Source organism: Arenimonas sp. (assembly GCF_041913985.1).
GTDB lineage: Bacteria > Pseudomonadota > Gammaproteobacteria > Xanthomonadales > Xanthomonadaceae > Arenimonas.
The window spans coordinates 29515-45188 of sequence record NZ_JAYSEG010000002.1; the positions used below are offsets into that span (position 1 = coordinate 29515).

The following is a 15674-nucleotide window of genomic DNA, read 5'->3' on the forward strand; positions in this document are numbered from 1 at the left end:
TACTCCGCCCCCCGCCCGAACCCCGCATGCCCATGTCCGCCAGCCACCCCAAGGTGGGCTTCGTCAGCCTCGGCTGCCCGAAGGCCCTCGTAGACTCCGAACGCATTCTGACCCAGCTACGGGTCGAGGGCTACGAGATCGTCCCCACCTACGACGCCGCCGACGTGGTGGTGGTCAACACCTGCGGCTTCATCGATTCGGCCGTGGCCGAGAGTCTGGACGCCATCGGCGAGGCCCTGGCCGAGAACGGCAAGGTCATCGTCACCGGCTGCCTGGGCAAGCGCCCCGAGCAGATCCGCGAGGCCCACCCGGGCGTGCTCTCGATCAGCGGCCCGCAGGACTACGCCAGCGTCATGAGCGCGGTGCACCAGGCCCTGCCGCCGAAACACGACCCGTTCGTGGACCTGGTGCCGGACTACGGCCTGAAGCTGACCCCCAAGCACTACGCCTACCTGAAGATTTCCGAGGGCTGCAACCACCGCTGCAGCTTCTGCATCATCCCCTCGATGCGCGGCGACCTGGTCTCGCGCCCGGTGGACGACGTGCTGCGCGAGGCCGAGAAGCTGGCCCGCGGCGGCGTCAGGGAGCTGCTGGTGGTGTCGCAGGACACCAGCGCCTACGGCGTGGACCTGAAGTACGCCCCGGGCGAGTGGCGCGGCCGCCAGTACGCCACCCGCATGAAGGACCTGTGCGAGGGCCTGTCGGAGCTGGGCCTCTGGACCCGCCTGCACTACGTCTACCCGTACCCGCACGTGGACGACGTGATCCCGCTGATGGCCGAGGGCAAGGTGCTGCCTTACCTCGACATCCCGTTCCAGCACGCCAGCCCGCGCATCCTGAAGCTGATGAAGCGGCCGGGCGCGGTGGACAAGACCCTCGAGCGCATCCAGCGCTGGCGCGACATCTGCCCCGAGCTGACCATCCGCAGCACCTTCATCGTCGGTTTCCCGGGCGAGACGGAAGAGGACTTCGAGCAGCTGCTGTCCTTCCTGGACCAGGCCGAGCTCGACCGCGTCGGCGCCTTCGCCTATTCGCCGGTGGAAGGCGCCAGCGCCAACGACCTGCCGGGCGCCGTGCCCGAGGAAGTGAAGCAGGAGCGCCTGGCCCGCTTCATGGAGCTGCAGGCGCAGATCAGCGCCGAAAAGCTCGAACGCAAGGTGGGCACCATGCAGACGGTGCTGGTGGACGAGATCGACGGCGAGCTGGCCATCGGCCGCTCCAAGGCCGACGCGCCCGAGATCGACGGCCTGGTGCAGATCCAGGACGGCGCCGCGGCGGGCCTGAAGCCCGGCGACTTCTGCGAAGTGCGCATCATGGGCAGCGACGAGCACGACCTGTTCGGCCTGGTCGGCGACGAGGAAGACTGAGTCAGTCGGGGTATTCGACCACGACGATGACGTAGCGCGCCGGCCCGGCCGGCAGGTGCACCTCGACCTCGTCGTCGAGGCGCCGGCGCAGCACGGCGCGCGCCAGCGGCGAGTCCACGCTGATGTGCCCGGCCTTGGCGTCGGTTTCGTCCGGGCCGACGATGCGGTAGCGCAGGCATTCGCCGCTGTCGCAGTGCTCGATCTCGAACCAGGCGCCGAAGAACACCGCCTCCGGGTCGGCCGGCCGGCCCTCGGGCACCTTCAGCACCTCCAGGCGCTTGCTCAGGTAGCGCACCCTGCGGTCGATTTCGCCCAGCTGCTTCTTGCGGTAGGTGTATTCGGCGTTTTCGCTGCGGTCGCCCTCGGCCGCGGCCGCGGCGAGCGCGCGCACCACCTCGGGGCGGCGCACCCGCCACAGGTCGTCGAGCTCCGCGCGCAGGCGCTCGAAGCCGGCGCGGGTGATGATCGCCGTGGACTTCTCTCCCGGCGGCCGCCAGCGCGCCATGGCTCAGCCCGCCGGGTAGACCAGCGGCGCGCCAGGGCCCAGCGGCAGGCCCAGGGCGATCCACAGCGCGAACAGCAGCGACCAGCCCAGCAGGAAGGTGATCGAGTACGGGATCATCGTCGCCACCACGGTGCCGATGCCGGCCTTGGGCTCGTAGCGCTGCAGGAAGGCGATGACCAGGGCGAAGTAGCTCATCATCGGCGAGATGATGTTGGTCACCGAGTCGCCCACGCGGTAGGCGGTCTGGGTCACTTCCGGCGAATAACCCAGCAGCATGAACATGGGCACGAACACCGGCGCCATCAGCGCCCACTTGGCCGAGGCCGAGCCCATGGCCAGGTTCACCACCGCCGTGAGCAGGATGAAGCACAGCAGCAGCGGGATCTTGGGCAGGCCGACGGCCTTGAGGAATTCGGCGCCCTCGACCGCGAAGATCAGGCCCAGCTGGGTCCAGTTGAACAGGGCCACGAACTGCGCCGCGAAGAACACCAGCACCAGGTAGCTGGCCAGCGTGCCCATGGACTTGGACATGCCGTTGACCACGTCGGTGTCGTTGCGGATGGTGCCGGCGCCCACGCCGTAGGCGATGCCCACCAGGCCGCCGGCCACGAAGATCAGCGCCACGATGCCGTGCAGGAAGGGCGCCAGCGACTTGAGCACGTCGCTCTCGCCGGCGATGCGCAGCGCGCCGTCGGCCGGCACCGTGGCCCACAGCACCAGCGCCGCGAGCACCACGGTGGCGATGCCGGCATAGGCCAGGCCGCGCTTTTCGGCCGGGCTCAGCGGCTCGATCTTCTCGTCGCCGCGGCCGTAGTTCCCGTCCGGGAAGCGCCGCGCCACGATCTTCTCGGTCACGAACCAGCCCAGCAGGGTGATCAGCGGGGTCGAGGCCTGCATGAAGAACAGGTTGGCGGCCGGGCTGACGGTGTACTCGGGGTCGACGATCTGCGCGGCTTCCTGCGACAGGCCCGAGAGCAGCGGGTCGATGGTGCCCAGCAGCAGGTTGGCCGAATAGCCGCCCGACACGCCGGCGAAGGCCGCGGCGATGCCCAGGATGGGGTGCCGGCCCGCGGCCACGTACAGCAGGCCCGCCAGCGGCACCAACAGCACGTAGCCGATCTCGCTGGCCATGTTCGACATCACGCCGGCGAACACCACGATGGGGGTGAGCAGGAAACGCGGCGCGTTGAGCACCACGATGCGCAGGCAGGCGCCGATCAGGCCGCTGTGCTCGGCCACGCCGATGCCGATCAGGGCCACCAGCACCGTGCCCAGCGGCGCGAAGCCGGTGAAGTTGGTGACCAGGCCGCCCATGATGCGCTGCAGGCCGTCCACGCTCAGCAGGTTGACCGAGGTCACGGTCTCGCCGGTCTTGGGGTGCACCACGCCCACGTCGAACTGGGCCACCACGGCGCTGGCGATGACTACGACCACCGTGAGCAGGAAGAACAGCGTCGCCGGGTGGGGCAGGGTGTTGCCGGCGCGTTCGACCACGGCCAGGAAGCGGTCCACCGCGCTCGGGCGGGTGGGCGTCGTATCGGTCATTGGACTCTCCGGTGTCGGGGGCAGGCTCGGCCCGGGGCTGGCGAATATACCCGAGGGGGCGCGCGCGGCACGTGAGGCGTGGATAATCGGGGCCGGGAATCGAAGGGGAGGGGCCATGGCCTGGCTGGTGGTTGTTCTTGGCGTGGGGCTGTCCTGGGCCGTGTTCGCCTTCAACCGGCTGGTGCGCCTGCGCAACCAGGTGCGCGCCGGCTGGAGCGACATCGACGTGCAACTGATGCGGCGGCACGACCTCGTGCCCCGGCTGGTGGAGGCCGTGCGCGCCTACGCCGGCCATGAGAAGGCCCTGCTGGAAAACGTCACCGAGCTGCGCGCCCGGGCCCTGGCCACGTCCTCGCCGGCCGCGCTGGCCGGGCTCGAGCGCGAGCTCGAGGCCGGGCTGGGCCGGCTGGTGGTGCTCAACGAGGCCTACCCCGAGCTCAAGGCCAGCCAGAACTTCCTGAAGCTGCAGGCCGACCTGGTCGAGGTCGAGGACCACCTGCAGTACGCGCGCCGCTTCTACAACGGCGCCGTGCGCGCCAACAACGACGGCGTGCAGCGTTTCCCCGACCTGCTGGTGGCGCGTGCCTTCGGTTTCGGCGAGGCGGAATTCTTCGAGGCCGGCGACGGCGGGCGGCAGGCGCCGCGGGTGGGTGGCTGATGCGCGTCGCGTTCGCGCTGGTCCTGGCCTTCGCGCTGGCGCTGCTGGCGCCGGGCGCCGCGGCGCAGGAGCGCATCCTGTCCTTCGACGCCGACCTGCGCGTGCAGCCCGACGGCAGCCTGCTGGTGGCCGAAACCATCGTGGTGCGCGCCGAGGGCGTGCTGATCCGGCGCGGCATCTACCGCGACTTCCCCACCCGCTACGAGGACCCGCTGGGCAACCGCGTCGAGGTGGACTTCGAATTCCTGGGCGCCGAGCGCAACGGCCAGCCCGAGCCGGCCACGGTGGAGCGCATCGCCAACGGCGTGCGCATCAGCCTGGGCACCGACGACTTCCTGAAGGTTCCGGCCGAACACCGCTACGTCATCCGCTACCGCACCACGCGCCAGCTGGGCTTCTTCGACAGGCACGACGAGCTGTACTGGAACGTCACCGGCCTGGGCTGGGGCTTCCCGATCGACCACGCCGGCGCCACCGTGTTCCTGCCCAAACCGGTGCCGGCGGCGCAGCTGGGCGCCGAGGCCTACACCGGCGCCTACGGCGTGCGCGGCCAGGACTACCGCGCGGAAGTGCGCGATGGCGGCGCCCGCTTCGACGCCACCCGGGCGCTGGGCAATGGCCTGGGCCTGAGCGTGGTGCTGCGTTTCCCCAAGGGCGTAGTGCCCGAGCCCACCCGCTCGCAGCGTGCCACCTGGTTCTTCCGCGACAACGCCGGCGTCGGCATCGCCCTGGTGGGCCTGGTGCTGCTGCTGGCCTTCTACTGGCGCCGCTGGAGCCGGCATGGCCGCGACCCCGCGCCCGGCCCGGTGTTCCCCCAGTACGAACCGCCCGAAGGTTTTTCGCCCGGCGAGCTGCGCTGCCTGACCCGCATGGTCTACGACGCGCGCTGCTACAACGCCGACCTGGTGGACCTGGCGGTGCGCGGCCAACTCACGCTCCACAACCCCGGCGGCAAGGAGTGGAACCTGCAGCTGGTGGAAGGCGCCCCGGCACCGGCGCTGCGCCCCGAGGCGGCGCTGTTCGCGCCCCTGTTCACGGATGGTCCCCGGCTGGAGCTGAAGCAGGAGAACCACGCCGTGCTGCGTGATTCGCGCCTGCAGCACATGCTGTCCATCGAACGCCGGCTGCGGCCGAAGTACTTCGTGCGCAACGGCGGCACCGCGTTGGGCGGCCTGGCGTTTTCGGTGGTGTATGGCGCGCTGGCCTTCATCGTCGCCGCCGGCCACGGCGTGCCCGCCATCCTGGTGCTCATGGGCCTGTCGCTGGTGGCGCACGTGCTGGCGGGCTGGGCGATGATGGCGCCCACCGCCGAGGGCCGCCGGCTGCTGGACCGCATCGAGGGCCTGAAGCTCTACCTCAGCGTGGCCGAGAAGGATGAGCTGGCCCGCCTGGCCGGCCCGGGGGCCGAAGAGCCCGCGCTCGACGCCGGGCGCTACGAAACGCTGTTGCCTTTCGCCATGGCCCTGGGCGTCGAGGACGCCTGGACCGGCCGCTTCACCGCCGCGGTGGGCGCGGCGGCGGCGGCGGAAACCGCGCGCAACCTGGGCTGGTACCACGGCACCGGCGCCGCCGGCTTCAGCCTGGGCGGCGTGAACCAGGCGCTGTCGGGCTCGCTGGGCCAGACGATCTCGTCCTCGGCCTCGCCGCCGGGATCGAGCTCGGGCAGTGGCGGCGGCGGTTTTTCCGGCGGCGGTGGTGGCGGCGGCGGAGGCGGCGGGCGCTAGCGGCTCAGCGTTTCCCGCCCAGCAGCCCGCCCAGCAAACCACGCAGGATCTGCCGGCCGATGCCGTTGGCCACCGTACGCGTGGCCGACTTGGCCGCGGCCTCGACCGCGCCCTGGCGGCGCTTGGTGCCCCAGAGGAATTCGTCCAGCTTCGACGGCGTTTTCGCTTCAGCCTGCGGCGCCGGTGCGCCCGGATTGCCGGCGGGCGCGGGCGCTTCCGGCGCGGCGGCCTGCTCGGCGCGCTTGGCCAGCATCTCGAAGGCCGACTCGCGGTTCACGGCGGTGTCGTACTTGCCGCCCACCGGGCTGCGGCTGCGCACCAGCGCGCGCTCGGCCTCGGTGATGGCGCCCATGCGGCAGCGCGGCGGGGCGATCAGCGCGCGCTCCACCGGCATCGGCACGCCCTTGTCCTGCAGCATCGACACCAGCGCCTCGCCCACGCCCAGCTCGCCGATGACCCTGGCCACGTCGAGCTTCGGGTTCTGCACGAAGGTTTCGGCGGCGGTGCGCACGGCCTTCTGGTCGCGCGGGGTAAAGGCGCGCAGCGCGTGCTGCACGCGGTTGCCCAGCTGGCCCAGCACCTCGTCGGGCACGTCGTCGGGGTTCTGCGAGCAGAAGTAGACGCCCACGCCCTTGGAGCGGATCAGGCGCACCACCTGTTCGACGCGCTGCTGCAGCGCCGGCGGGCAGTCGTCGAACAGCAGGTGCGCCTCGTCGAAGAAGAACACCAGCTTGGGCACCTCGAGGTCGCCGACCTCGGGCAGGGTTTCGAACAGCTCGCTCAGCAACCACAGCAGGAAGCTCGAATACAGGCGCGGGCGCAGGATCAGCTGGTCGGCGGCGATGAGGTTGATGACGCCGCGGCCGGACATGTCCTGGCGCATCAGGTCGGCCAGCTGAAGGGCCGGTTCGCCGAAGAACTGCTCGCCGCCGTCCTGTTCCAGCCGCAGTAGCGCGCGCTGGATGGCGGCCACCGACTGCGGGCTGACCAGGCCGTACTGCTTCGAGATGTCGGCCTTGTTCTCGGTGACGTGGTTGAGCAGGGCGCGCAGGTCGTCCAGGTCGAGCAGCAGCAGGCCGTGGTCGTCGGCCAGCTTGAAGGCGATGTCCATCACGCCCGACTGGGTGTCATTGAGCTCGAGCATGCGCGACATCAGCGCCGGCCCGACCTCGGACACGGTGGTGCGCAGCGGGTGGCCGAGCTTGCCGTACAGGTCCCAGAACACCACCGGGCTGGCTTCGTTGGCGTAACCCTCGACGCCGATCTGCTGCACGCGCGCGGCGATCTTCTCGTTGCTGCTGCCGGGCATGGCCAGGCCGGCGATGTCGCCCTTCACGTCGGCCATCACCACCGGCACGCCCAGCCGCGAAAAACCCTCCGCCATCACCATCAGCGTCACCGACTTGCCGGTGCCCGTGGCGCCGGCGACCAGGCCGTGGCGGTTGCCGTACTTGCCCAGCAGGCGCACGGGCAGCTCGCCCTTGCCGATCAGGATGTCGCTCATCAGGGAAGGCTCCGTCGGGTCGTGTCGCCCCGATTCTAGCCGCAGCCCATGGCGCATGGCGCTTGCCGCGGCCGCGGTGGCCTCGCTAGTCTGCCGCCCTGTTTCCCGGAAGGCCCCGATGCGTCCCTCATTCCTGCTGGTCCTGTGCGCCGCCGTGGCGCTGCTGTCCGCCCCCGCCGAAGCCCGCCGCGTGCCGGCCAACGCCCAGAAGCTCTACGACCAGCTCGAGTCCGCCAGCGAACAGTTCCGCGAGGGCCTGGCGCGCCTCGGCCGCGGCGAGGCGGTGCAGGGGCGCGAGGCGATCCGCGAGGCCTCGGCCACGCTGCTCGAATCCGCCCGCCGCTGCGGCGACACCCGCGGCTGCGACACCGCGCGCTTCCTGGCCGCCTACGACGCGCTGGTGCAGGAGGGCGCCGGAATGGCTGGCGGCGGCGAAGGCTTCAGCACGCCCACCGACGGCGCCCGTCCGGCCGACGAGGCCTCGCCTGTGCTGGGCGCCATGCCCGCCGCGGCGCGCCCGGTGGCGATGCTGCGCGGCCGCGACCTGCGCCAGGTGATCGAACTCAACGAGCCGGTGAAGGCGGCGATGGCCGAGTGGCTCACCTGGATGCGCCCCAGCCTGGTGGCCAGCTGGGAGAACTACCAGCAGATGCGCTTCCTGATGTGGCCCGAGTACGAGCAGGCGGGCCTGCCCGAGGCGCTGCTGTTCGGCATCCTGGCCAAGGAGTCGAACGGCCGCGTGCACGCGGTGTCGCGTGCGGGCGCGGCGGGCCCGCTGCAGTTCATGCCGGCCACGGGCGCGCGCTTCGGCCTGGGCTGGCGCGACGGCTTCGACACCCGCTACGACCCGCAGCTGGCGGCGCGCGCGAGCGTGCTCTACTTCAACGAGCGCTTCGCCGAACTGGGCGACGACCTGGCCTTCGCGGTGGCGGCCTACAACGGTGGCGAAGGCCGCGCGCTGCGGCTCAAGCGGGCCGCGGGCGGGAAGTCGTTCTGGGACCCGTCGGTGCAGGCGCAGCTGCCGCCGGAAACGCGCGACTACGTGCCCTACGTGCTGGCGGCGGCCTGGCTGTTCCTGCACCCGGAGGAATACGGCCTGGAGTTCCCGAAGGTGGACGGCGCGGCCACGGTGATCAAGCTCGAGGCGCCGGCCTCGATCTACCAGCTGGCGATCTGCCTGGGCGGCCCGCGCGACGGCTTCTTCCGCGCCCTGCGCAACCTCAACCCGCGCTACGAGCCGCACGTGGCCATCACCGCCGGCACCGAGCTGCGCGTGCCGGTGGCGGTGCCGCCGCTGTACCGCGAGCACTGCGTGAGCGGCCCGCGCGCGCAGCAGGCCATCGCCCTGATGGCGGCCAGCAAGCCCACCGTGCCGGCCACGGCCACCCGCGGCCCGGACCGCAGCTACCGGGTGAAGTCGGGCGACACGCTCAGCTCCATCTCGCGCCGCCACGGCTGCGGTGGCGCCACCGCCCTGGCCAAGGCCAACGGCCTGCGCTCGCCCTACGTGATCCGCGCCGGGCAGCGTTTGAAGCTGGTGGGGTGCGGCTGAGGCCTGGCTTTGCCAGGCAGGTCACTTGCTCGTGGGCGGTTGTGCTCGGCAGGCGTCATCGCGCACACACCTCTATGGCTGCCCGCGCCTCGACGCGGCGTCCTGCCCATCGAGGCGCGGCCGCTACGGCATCCTGCCTCCGCTTCATCCATAGAGGTATGTGCACGCTGCCGCAGTCCAGACGCCGTGGCCAGCCGGCTGGCGAGCCCGTGCGCGCAGCGCACGCGCTTGTCCCCGCGGAACGCCAATGCGCCGCGACTGCGGCAGCGTACGCAGTGAGGGGAGGGTTGAAGCGGAGGGCAGGAGGCCCGGAGCGGCCGGCGTTTGCTGCCAGGGATGGCGCTAGCAAGACGCCGGGCAAACCTCCCCTCACTGCGTGCGATGACGCCTGCCGAGATCAACCGCCCACGAGTACTGGATGTTCTTGCCAACCGGCAAGCCCAAGAAGCGACCGGCCGATGAAGGCCGGTCGGAGGACGCTTAAAGCTGGTCCCAGCCCGGCCGCGGCGAGAAGCGGCCGCCGTGGCGGGCGGCGAGGGTTTCCAGGCGCGCCTTGAGCCTGGCGGCGCCCGTGGCGCGGATGTGCTGGATGGGGCCGCCGCGGAAGGGCGCGAAGCCGGTGCCGAAGATCACGCCGGCGTCGAGCAGTTCGGCGTCGGCCACCACGCCGTCGTGCAGGCAGCTCACGGCTTCGTTGAGCAGCGGCAGGATGAGGCGGTCTTCCAGGTCTTCCGGCGCCTGGTAGTCCTTGGGCACCTCGGGCTTCACCGGCTTGCCGTTTTCCCACTTGTACAGGCCCTGGCCGTCCTTCTTGCCGCGCTTGCCGGCTTCGACCTTGAAGGCCTCGGGCAGCGCCTGGCCGTGGAAGTCGGCCATGATCTTGCCCACGCTGGCGGCCACGTCGAGGCCGACGGTGTCCACGAGTTCGATCGGTCCCATCGGCATGCCGAACTTCAGCGCCGCCTTGTCGATCACCGGGCCCGGGATGCCCTCGGCGAAGCACAGGATCGCCTCCTGCATGTACGGCGCCAGGATGCGGTTGACCAGGAAGCCCGGCGTGCCCGCCACCGGCACCGGCAGCTTGTCGATGGCCTTGCAGAAGGCGGCCAGGCGGCGTTCGGTTTCGGGGTCGAGGCCGTCGTGGCGGACGATTTCCACCGGCGGCATCAGCGCCACCGGGTTGAAGTAGTGCAGGCCGGCGAAACGCGCCGGGTCCTTGCGGCCCGCGCGCAGCTCGGTGAGCGGGATGGAGGAGGTGTTCGACACCAGGATGGCGCCCGGCTTGAGCGTCTCCTCGACCTTGGCGAACAGCGCCTGCTTGGCCTCGAGGTTCTCGAAGATGGCCTCGATCACCAGGTCGGCGTCGGCCACGCCAGCGCCCTCGACGTCGGCCTTCAGGCGCGCGGCGGTGGCGGCGCGCTTGGCTTCGTCCTTCACCTTCTTCGCGAACAACGTCGCCGCGCGGTCCAGGGCCGGCTGGATGAACTTCATCTCGCGGTCCTGCAGGGTCACCTCGAAGCCGCGCAGCGCGCACCAGGCGGCGATGTCGCCGCCCATCACGCCGGCGCCGACGACGTGCACCTTCCGGATGCCATGGTCTTTGCCGCCCAGGCCCTTGAGCCGGTCCATCAGGAAGAACACCCGCACCAGGTTGTGCGCGGTGGGCGTGCCGGCCAGCTTCACCACCGACCTGGCCTCGGCCTTTAGCGCGGCGTGGACGGGCAGGCCGCCGCTGCGGCGCCAGGTGTCGATGAGCGCGAACGGGGCGGGGTAGTGGTCCTTGCGGGCCTTGCGCGCGACCTGCTTGGCCATCTGCGGCGCGAGGATGGCGCGGGCCAGGCCGGTGTTGGTGGCCCATGCCAGGAAGCGTTGTTTGAACGGGCGCTTCGTGCCGCGCTGGGCCAGCTTGATGGCTTCATCCAGCAGCACCGCGGGTTCCACCACGCGGTCGACCAGGCCCATGGCCTTCGCGGCCGATGCCGACAGGCTGCGGCCGGTCAGCATCAGGTCCATGGCCGCCGGCGCACCGATGAGGCGCGGCGCGCGCACGCTGCCGCCCCAGCCCGGGTAGATGCCGAGCTTGATCTCGGGCAGGCCGATGCGGGTCTTTTCGTCCTTGCTGGCCACGCGGTAGCGGCAGGCCAGCGCGATTTCGGTGCCGCCGCCCATGCAGTGGCCGTGGATGGCCGCCACAGTGGGGCAGCGCAGCTCGGCCAGCTTCTGGAACACCAGCTGGCCGCGGCGGATCCAGTCCTCGACCAGGCCCTTGGCGGCGATTTCCTCGAAGCCCTTGATGTCGGCGCCCGGGATGAAGCCGGCAGCCTTGCCGGAAATGATCACGACGCCCTTGGGCAGTTCCAGGGCGATGCGCTCGACCATGGCCTCGAGCTCGTCGAGCACGGCCCGCGACAGGGCGTTCACGCCCTGGTCGGCGCGGTTGAGGGTCAGCACCAGGATGCCGTCGGGGCGGCGGTCGGCCTGCCAGTGGGCGAGGCGAAGTCCGTCGAACATGGCGGTCACCATACGTCAGGGTAGGGAGGGGAGGCCGTATCATCGGGGCAGGACCCCGGGGGGTCAACGCCGCATCGCGCCGGCGCGGAACTTTCCCGGGCCACGGATGTCCCAGCAGCGGCCCGGATGGCCGCAGGAGCAGCGGCCCGGATGGGCGACAACGAACTGGACCTGGCCCTCGTCAAGCGTGTGCAGGCAGGCGACAACTCGGCGTTCGACCTGCTGGTGCGCAAGTACCAGCACCGCATCGGCGCCGTCGTATACCGCTTCGTGCCCGACCACGCCGAGAGCCAGGACATCGTCCAGGAAGCCTTCATCCGCGCCTACCGGGCGCTGGCGAACTTCCGTGGCGACGCCCAGTTCTATACCTGGCTCTACCGGATCGCCGTGAACACCGCCAAGAACCACCTGGTCGCCGCCAAGCGCCGCCCCCCGACCGCCGACGTGGCGGCCGAGGACGCCGAGCACCACGCCGGTGCCGGCCGCCTGCACGACCACGACACGCCCGAACACAACCTTCTGCGCGAGGAGATCGAGCAGACCGTCACCGACACGGTGGCGGCCCTGCCCGAGGAACTGCGCCAGGCCATCACCCTGCGCGAGGTGGACGGCCTGAGCTACGAGGAAATCGCGCAGCTGATGCAATGCCCGATCGGCACCGTCCGCTCGCGCATCTTCCGGGCCCGCGAGGCGATCGACGCCCGCCTCAGGCCCCTGATGGACAACGAACGGGTGCGCCCATGAGCCAGACCGACGCGAAGCTGCTGGAAGACCTCAGTGCCTGGATGGACGGGGAACTGCCCGCCGACGAGGCGCGCTTCCTGGAACGCCGCCTGGCCAGCGACCCCGCGCTGCGCGCTCGGTTCGAGCGCTGGCAGCTGGCCGCGGCCGGCCTGCGCGGGCAGCCGCTGCGGCGCATGCCCGAAACGCTTTCCGCGCGCATCGCCCAGGCCGTGGCCGACGAGCCGCGCCGTGGCCACCGCTGGCCGTGGGCCGCGGGCATCGCGGCGGCGGTGCTGGCGGCGGCGCTGCTGCCCGGCGTGCTGGGCACCGGCAATGCGCCGCGCCTGCCCGATCCTGGCCCCGGCCTGGCCGAACGCGAGGCGCCGGTGATCCCGCCGGCGACCGGCCCGGCGCCGGTGTCGCCGCTGCCGGCGGGGCAGGAAGATGCGCTGGCGCTCGAGGGTGAACCGCGCGCGCGCCCCTGGCCGCGTTCGCCGCTGGCCCAGGACGACCGCGCCATGGAGGCCTACCTGGTGCGCCACAACGCCATGATGGCCGCCGACGGCCTGGGCGGCTTCATGCCCTACGTGGACGTGGTGGCGCACGACGCCGACGCCGAAGCCGAAGCCGGGGCGCGCCGGTGAGGCGATTCGCCGCGCTGCTGCTGCTGGCCCTGGCCGGCCCGCTGCACGCCGCGGCCACCGACGCCGCCGGCTGGCTGGCGAAGGTGGGCCCGGCCCTGCGCGGGCTCGACTACCAGGGCACCCTGGTGGTGGTGGCCGACGGCCGGGTGGACACGCTGAAGGTGTTCCACCGCGTGCGCGAGGGTCGCGAGCAGGAGCGCCTGGTCGCGCTCAGCGGCCCGCCGCGCGAGGTGATCCGCGACGGCGGCAAGGTGATGTGCATCGGCACCGGCGACGCGCCGGTGGCCTACGACCTGGGCCAGGCCGGCCGCTGGAGCGCCGCGCTGGCGGTGTCGGAAGTGGCGGGCATGCGCGGCTACCGCGCGCGCCTGGCCGGCGAGGGCCGGGTGGCCGGGCATGCGGCGCAGCAGGTGGAAGTGATCGCCACCGACGGCTGGCGCTACGGCTACCGCCTCTGGCTGGAAAGATCCTCGGGCCTGCCGCTGCGGGTGGACCTGCTGGGCGAGGGCGGCCGCTCGATCGAACAGGTGGCCTTCACCGAACTCGAACTCGGCGTTACGCCGTCGGACGCCGATCTGGCGCCCAGCGCCGCCGACCAGCTGATGCGCGTCACCCGCCTGCCCGCACCGGAAGCGAGCCCGCCGGGCTGGGAAGTACCGGCGCCGCCGCCGGGTTTCCTGCTGCGCGCGGCCAAGCCGCTGCCGGACGGCGGCGTGCACCTGCTCTACAGCGACGGGCTGGCCAGCGTGTCGGTGTACGTGGAAAAGGGCCAGGCCGGCCTGCGCGGCGGCGCCAGCCGCCAGCGCGGCGCGGTGCATGCGCGTTCGTTCTGGCTCGACGGCTGGCAGGTGCTGGCCCTGGGCAAGGTGCCGGCCGCCACCGTGGACCGCTTCGCTCGCACCGTGCGCCCGGTGGGCGACGATGGCTGAGCGCGAGGCCGAAGTCCGCAGCCGGCGCGGCGACGAGCTCGGGCTCGCGCTGCTGGGCAGCGCCTGCGAGGGCTGCGCCGGCGGCTGCCGCGGGCGCTGCAACCTTTTCGCCGCTGGCGACGACGGCGTCTTCCACGTGGTGGTGGAAGACGCCGCCGCTTTCGCGCCGGGTCAGCGCCTGCGCCTGAGCATCGACGACGAGGCGCTGCGCCGCGCCGCCTGGCGCGGTTACGGCGTGGCGCTGGCGGGCCTGCTGCTGGGCGCCGTGGTGGGCCACGGCCTGGGGCGTCTGCTCGGCGGCCCCGCCGACCTGTTCGCGCTCGCCGGCCTGGTGCTGGGAACTTTCCTGGCCGCGCGCTTTTCCAAGCCAACGTTGCCCGAGCCGCGCGTCGAGCGCGCGGGCAGCGTGTTTCCCCCCGAATCCTCCCGGAGTGACCGCCCATGAACCTGCCGCTTTCCCGCGTCCTCGTCCTCGCGCTCGCCCTGGCGACGCCGATGGCCTTCGCGCAGGCCGCGGACCCGGCGCCGGCCAACGCCGCGCCGATCGTCAACCTTCCCGACTTCACCCGCCTGGTGGAGGCCACCGGCCCGGCCGTGGTGAACATCGAGGCCACCAGCGGCCAGCGCGGCCGCCAGGCCGCCGCCGGCGACGACAACGAGAAGGCCGGCCCCGACGAGCCGCCGATGCCCGAGGACATGCCGGAGTTCTTTCGCCGCTTCTTCGGCCAGCCCGGCATGCCCGGCCGGCCCGACGGCATCCCGCGCGGCGGCGTCTCGCAGGGCACCGGCTTCCTGATTTCCAGCGACGGCTACGTGCTCACCAACCACCACGTGGTGGAGGGCGCCGACCGCATCGTGGTGCGCCTGAGCGACCGCAACGAGCTCGAGGCCGAGCTGGTCGGCAGCGACCCGCTGTCCGACGTGGCCCTGCTCAAGGTGGCCGGCAAGAACCTGCCGGTGCTGCGCATTGGCGATTCGCGCCGGCTCAAGCCCGGCCAGTGGGTGCTGGCCATCGGTTCGCCCTTCGGCTTCGACCACTCGGTCACCGCCGGCATCGTCAGCGGCGTCGGCCGCCGCTCGCTCGACCCCAGCCAGCAGTACGTGCCCTTCATCCAGACCGACGTGGCCATCAACCGCGGCAATTCCGGCGGCCCGCTGCTCAATACCCACGGCGAGGTGGTGGGCATCAATTCCCAGATCTTCTCCAACTCGGGCGGCTACATGGGCGTGAGCTTCGCCATCCCGATCGAGGTGGCCATGAACGCGGTGCGCCAGCTGCGCGAGACCGGCAAGGTGGTGCGCGGCCAGCTCGGCGTGCGCATCCAGGACGTGGACCGCGAGCGCCTGGCCGAACTCGGCCTGGCCCGCCCGATGGGCGCCTTCGTGGACTCGGTCGAAAACGGCAGCGCCGCCGCCCGCGCCGGCATCCGCCCGGGCGACGTGATCACCCGCTTCAACGGCCGCGAGGTCGGGCGTTCGGCCGACCTGCCGCCGATGGTGGGCGCGCTGCCCCCGGGCAGCCGCGCCAGCGTCACCCTGCTGCGCGACGGCAAGGCCCGCGACGTGGTCGTCACCCTGTCGGCGCTCGACCTGGCGTCCGTGCAGGGCGGCGCCCCGGCCGCGGCGCCGGCCCCGGAGGCCGGCAACCCGCTGGGCCTGGTGGTCGAGGAGCTCGACGGCCCGGCCCGGGCCGCCATGGGCCTGGCCGCGGGCGAGGGCGTGCTGGTGGGCCGGGTGACCAGCCTGGCGGCCCGGCAGGCGGGCATGAACGCCGGCGACGTGGTCCTGCGCGTGAACAGGCAGGACGTCGGCTCGGTCGAGGAGTTCGAGCAGGCCATCGAGGGCCTGGGGGCCGGCGACGAGGTCCGCCTGCTGGTCCGCAGCGCCCGCAGCACCGGTTTCATCACCTACACCCTGCGCTGAGCCAGCGCGGGTACGGCGTCTAGGCGCCAGCGCTCCCCGGTCCGCGCCGTTCAGGGCGGCCGGGCCGGGGGCGCTGTGCGATAATGGAC

At 72.0% G+C, this 15674-nt stretch carries 13 protein-coding genes; 9 read left to right on the forward strand and 4 right to left on the reverse strand.

The window, feature by feature from the left end; genetic code table 11:
• Window positions 1–32: 32 nt before the first annotated feature.
• The gene (gene rimO / locus ACE3Q2_RS00855; RefSeq protein ID WP_374472229.1) at window positions 33–1367 is read left to right on the forward strand and encodes a 30S ribosomal protein S12 methylthiotransferase RimO; all 1335 of its coding nucleotides are present in this window, start codon (window positions 33–35) and stop codon (window positions 1365–1367) included.
• 1 nt (window position 1368) lies between these two features.
• Here the strand turns inward: rimO and greB are convergent, their stop codons facing one another.
• Entirely contained in the window at window positions 1369–1872 is a 504-nt protein-coding gene (gene greB, locus ACE3Q2_RS00860; protein WP_231697370.1) for a transcription elongation factor GreB, read from the reverse strand.
• Between the two features lie 3 nt (window positions 1873–1875).
• Complete coding sequence (locus ACE3Q2_RS00865; RefSeq protein WP_374472080.1) at window positions 1876–3417, reverse strand: AbgT family transporter; 1542 nt, start codon at window positions 3415–3417, stop codon at window positions 1876–1878.
• A gap of 115 nt (window positions 3418–3532) precedes the next feature.
• On the opposite strand from ACE3Q2_RS00865, the gene ACE3Q2_RS00870 reads away from it, so the two are divergent.
• Together ACE3Q2_RS00870 and ACE3Q2_RS00875 are read left to right on the forward strand one after the other, a co-directional pair.
• Entirely contained in the window at window positions 3533–4075 is a 543-nt protein-coding gene (locus tag ACE3Q2_RS00870) for a LemA family protein (RefSeq protein ID WP_231697372.1), read from the forward strand.
• Window positions 4075–5799, forward strand: coding sequence for a DUF2207 domain-containing protein (locus tag ACE3Q2_RS00875; protein ID WP_374472082.1), 1725 nt, complete (start codon window positions 4075–4077; stop codon window positions 5797–5799). Before ACE3Q2_RS00870 ends, ACE3Q2_RS00875 begins: the two co-directional genes overlap by 1 nt.
• 4 nt (window positions 5800–5803) lie before the next feature.
• Here the strand turns inward: ACE3Q2_RS00875 and ACE3Q2_RS00880 are convergent, their stop codons facing one another.
• A complete protein-coding gene (locus tag ACE3Q2_RS00880) occupies window positions 5804–7303 on the reverse strand; it encodes a helicase HerA-like domain-containing protein (protein WP_374472084.1) in 1500 nt (499 codons plus the stop codon).
• A gap of 118 nt (window positions 7304–7421) precedes the next feature.
• On the opposite strand from ACE3Q2_RS00880, the gene ACE3Q2_RS00885 reads away from it, so the two are divergent.
• Window positions 7422–8855 (forward strand): transglycosylase SLT domain-containing protein, encoded by a 1434-nt coding sequence (locus ACE3Q2_RS00885; RefSeq protein WP_231697375.1) that lies wholly within the window; start codon window positions 7422–7424, stop codon window positions 8853–8855.
• A 480-nt stretch (window positions 8856–9335) separates the two neighbouring features.
• Here the strand turns inward: ACE3Q2_RS00885 and ACE3Q2_RS00890 are convergent, their stop codons facing one another.
• The gene (locus ACE3Q2_RS00890; RefSeq protein ID WP_374472088.1) at window positions 9336–11375 is read right to left on the reverse strand and encodes a 3-hydroxyacyl-CoA dehydrogenase NAD-binding domain-containing protein; all 2040 of its coding nucleotides are present in this window, start codon (window positions 11373–11375) and stop codon (window positions 9336–9338) included.
• Window positions 11376–11516: 141 nt separating this feature from the next.
• Here ACE3Q2_RS00890 and rpoE point away from each other — a divergent pair, with 141 nt between their 5' ends.
• From rpoE to ACE3Q2_RS00915, 5 genes are read left to right on the forward strand one after another with little or no spacing between them, the layout of a single operon-like run.
• On the forward strand, window positions 11517–12110 hold the full coding sequence (gene rpoE, locus ACE3Q2_RS00895; RefSeq protein WP_374472090.1) for an RNA polymerase sigma factor RpoE: 594 nt from the start codon (window positions 11517–11519) through the stop codon (window positions 12108–12110).
• Entirely contained in the window at window positions 12107–12733 is a 627-nt protein-coding gene (locus tag ACE3Q2_RS00900; protein ID WP_374472092.1) for a sigma-E factor negative regulatory protein, read from the forward strand. The genes rpoE and ACE3Q2_RS00900 overlap by 4 nt, the downstream gene beginning before the upstream one ends.
• Window positions 12730–13662, forward strand: a complete 933-nt coding sequence (locus ACE3Q2_RS00905; protein ID WP_374472094.1) for a MucB/RseB C-terminal domain-containing protein — start codon at window positions 12730–12732, stop codon at window positions 13660–13662. The genes ACE3Q2_RS00900 and ACE3Q2_RS00905 overlap by 4 nt, the downstream gene beginning before the upstream one ends.
• Window positions 13655–14107, forward strand: a complete 453-nt coding sequence (locus ACE3Q2_RS00910) for a SoxR reducing system RseC family protein (RefSeq protein WP_231697379.1) — start codon at window positions 13655–13657, stop codon at window positions 14105–14107. Before ACE3Q2_RS00905 ends, ACE3Q2_RS00910 begins: the two co-directional genes overlap by 8 nt.
• On the forward strand, window positions 14104–15585 hold the full coding sequence (locus tag ACE3Q2_RS00915) for a Do family serine endopeptidase (protein ID WP_231697380.1): 1482 nt from the start codon (window positions 14104–14106) through the stop codon (window positions 15583–15585). Before ACE3Q2_RS00910 ends, ACE3Q2_RS00915 begins: the two co-directional genes overlap by 4 nt.
• Window positions 15586–15674: the final 89 nt, after the last annotated feature.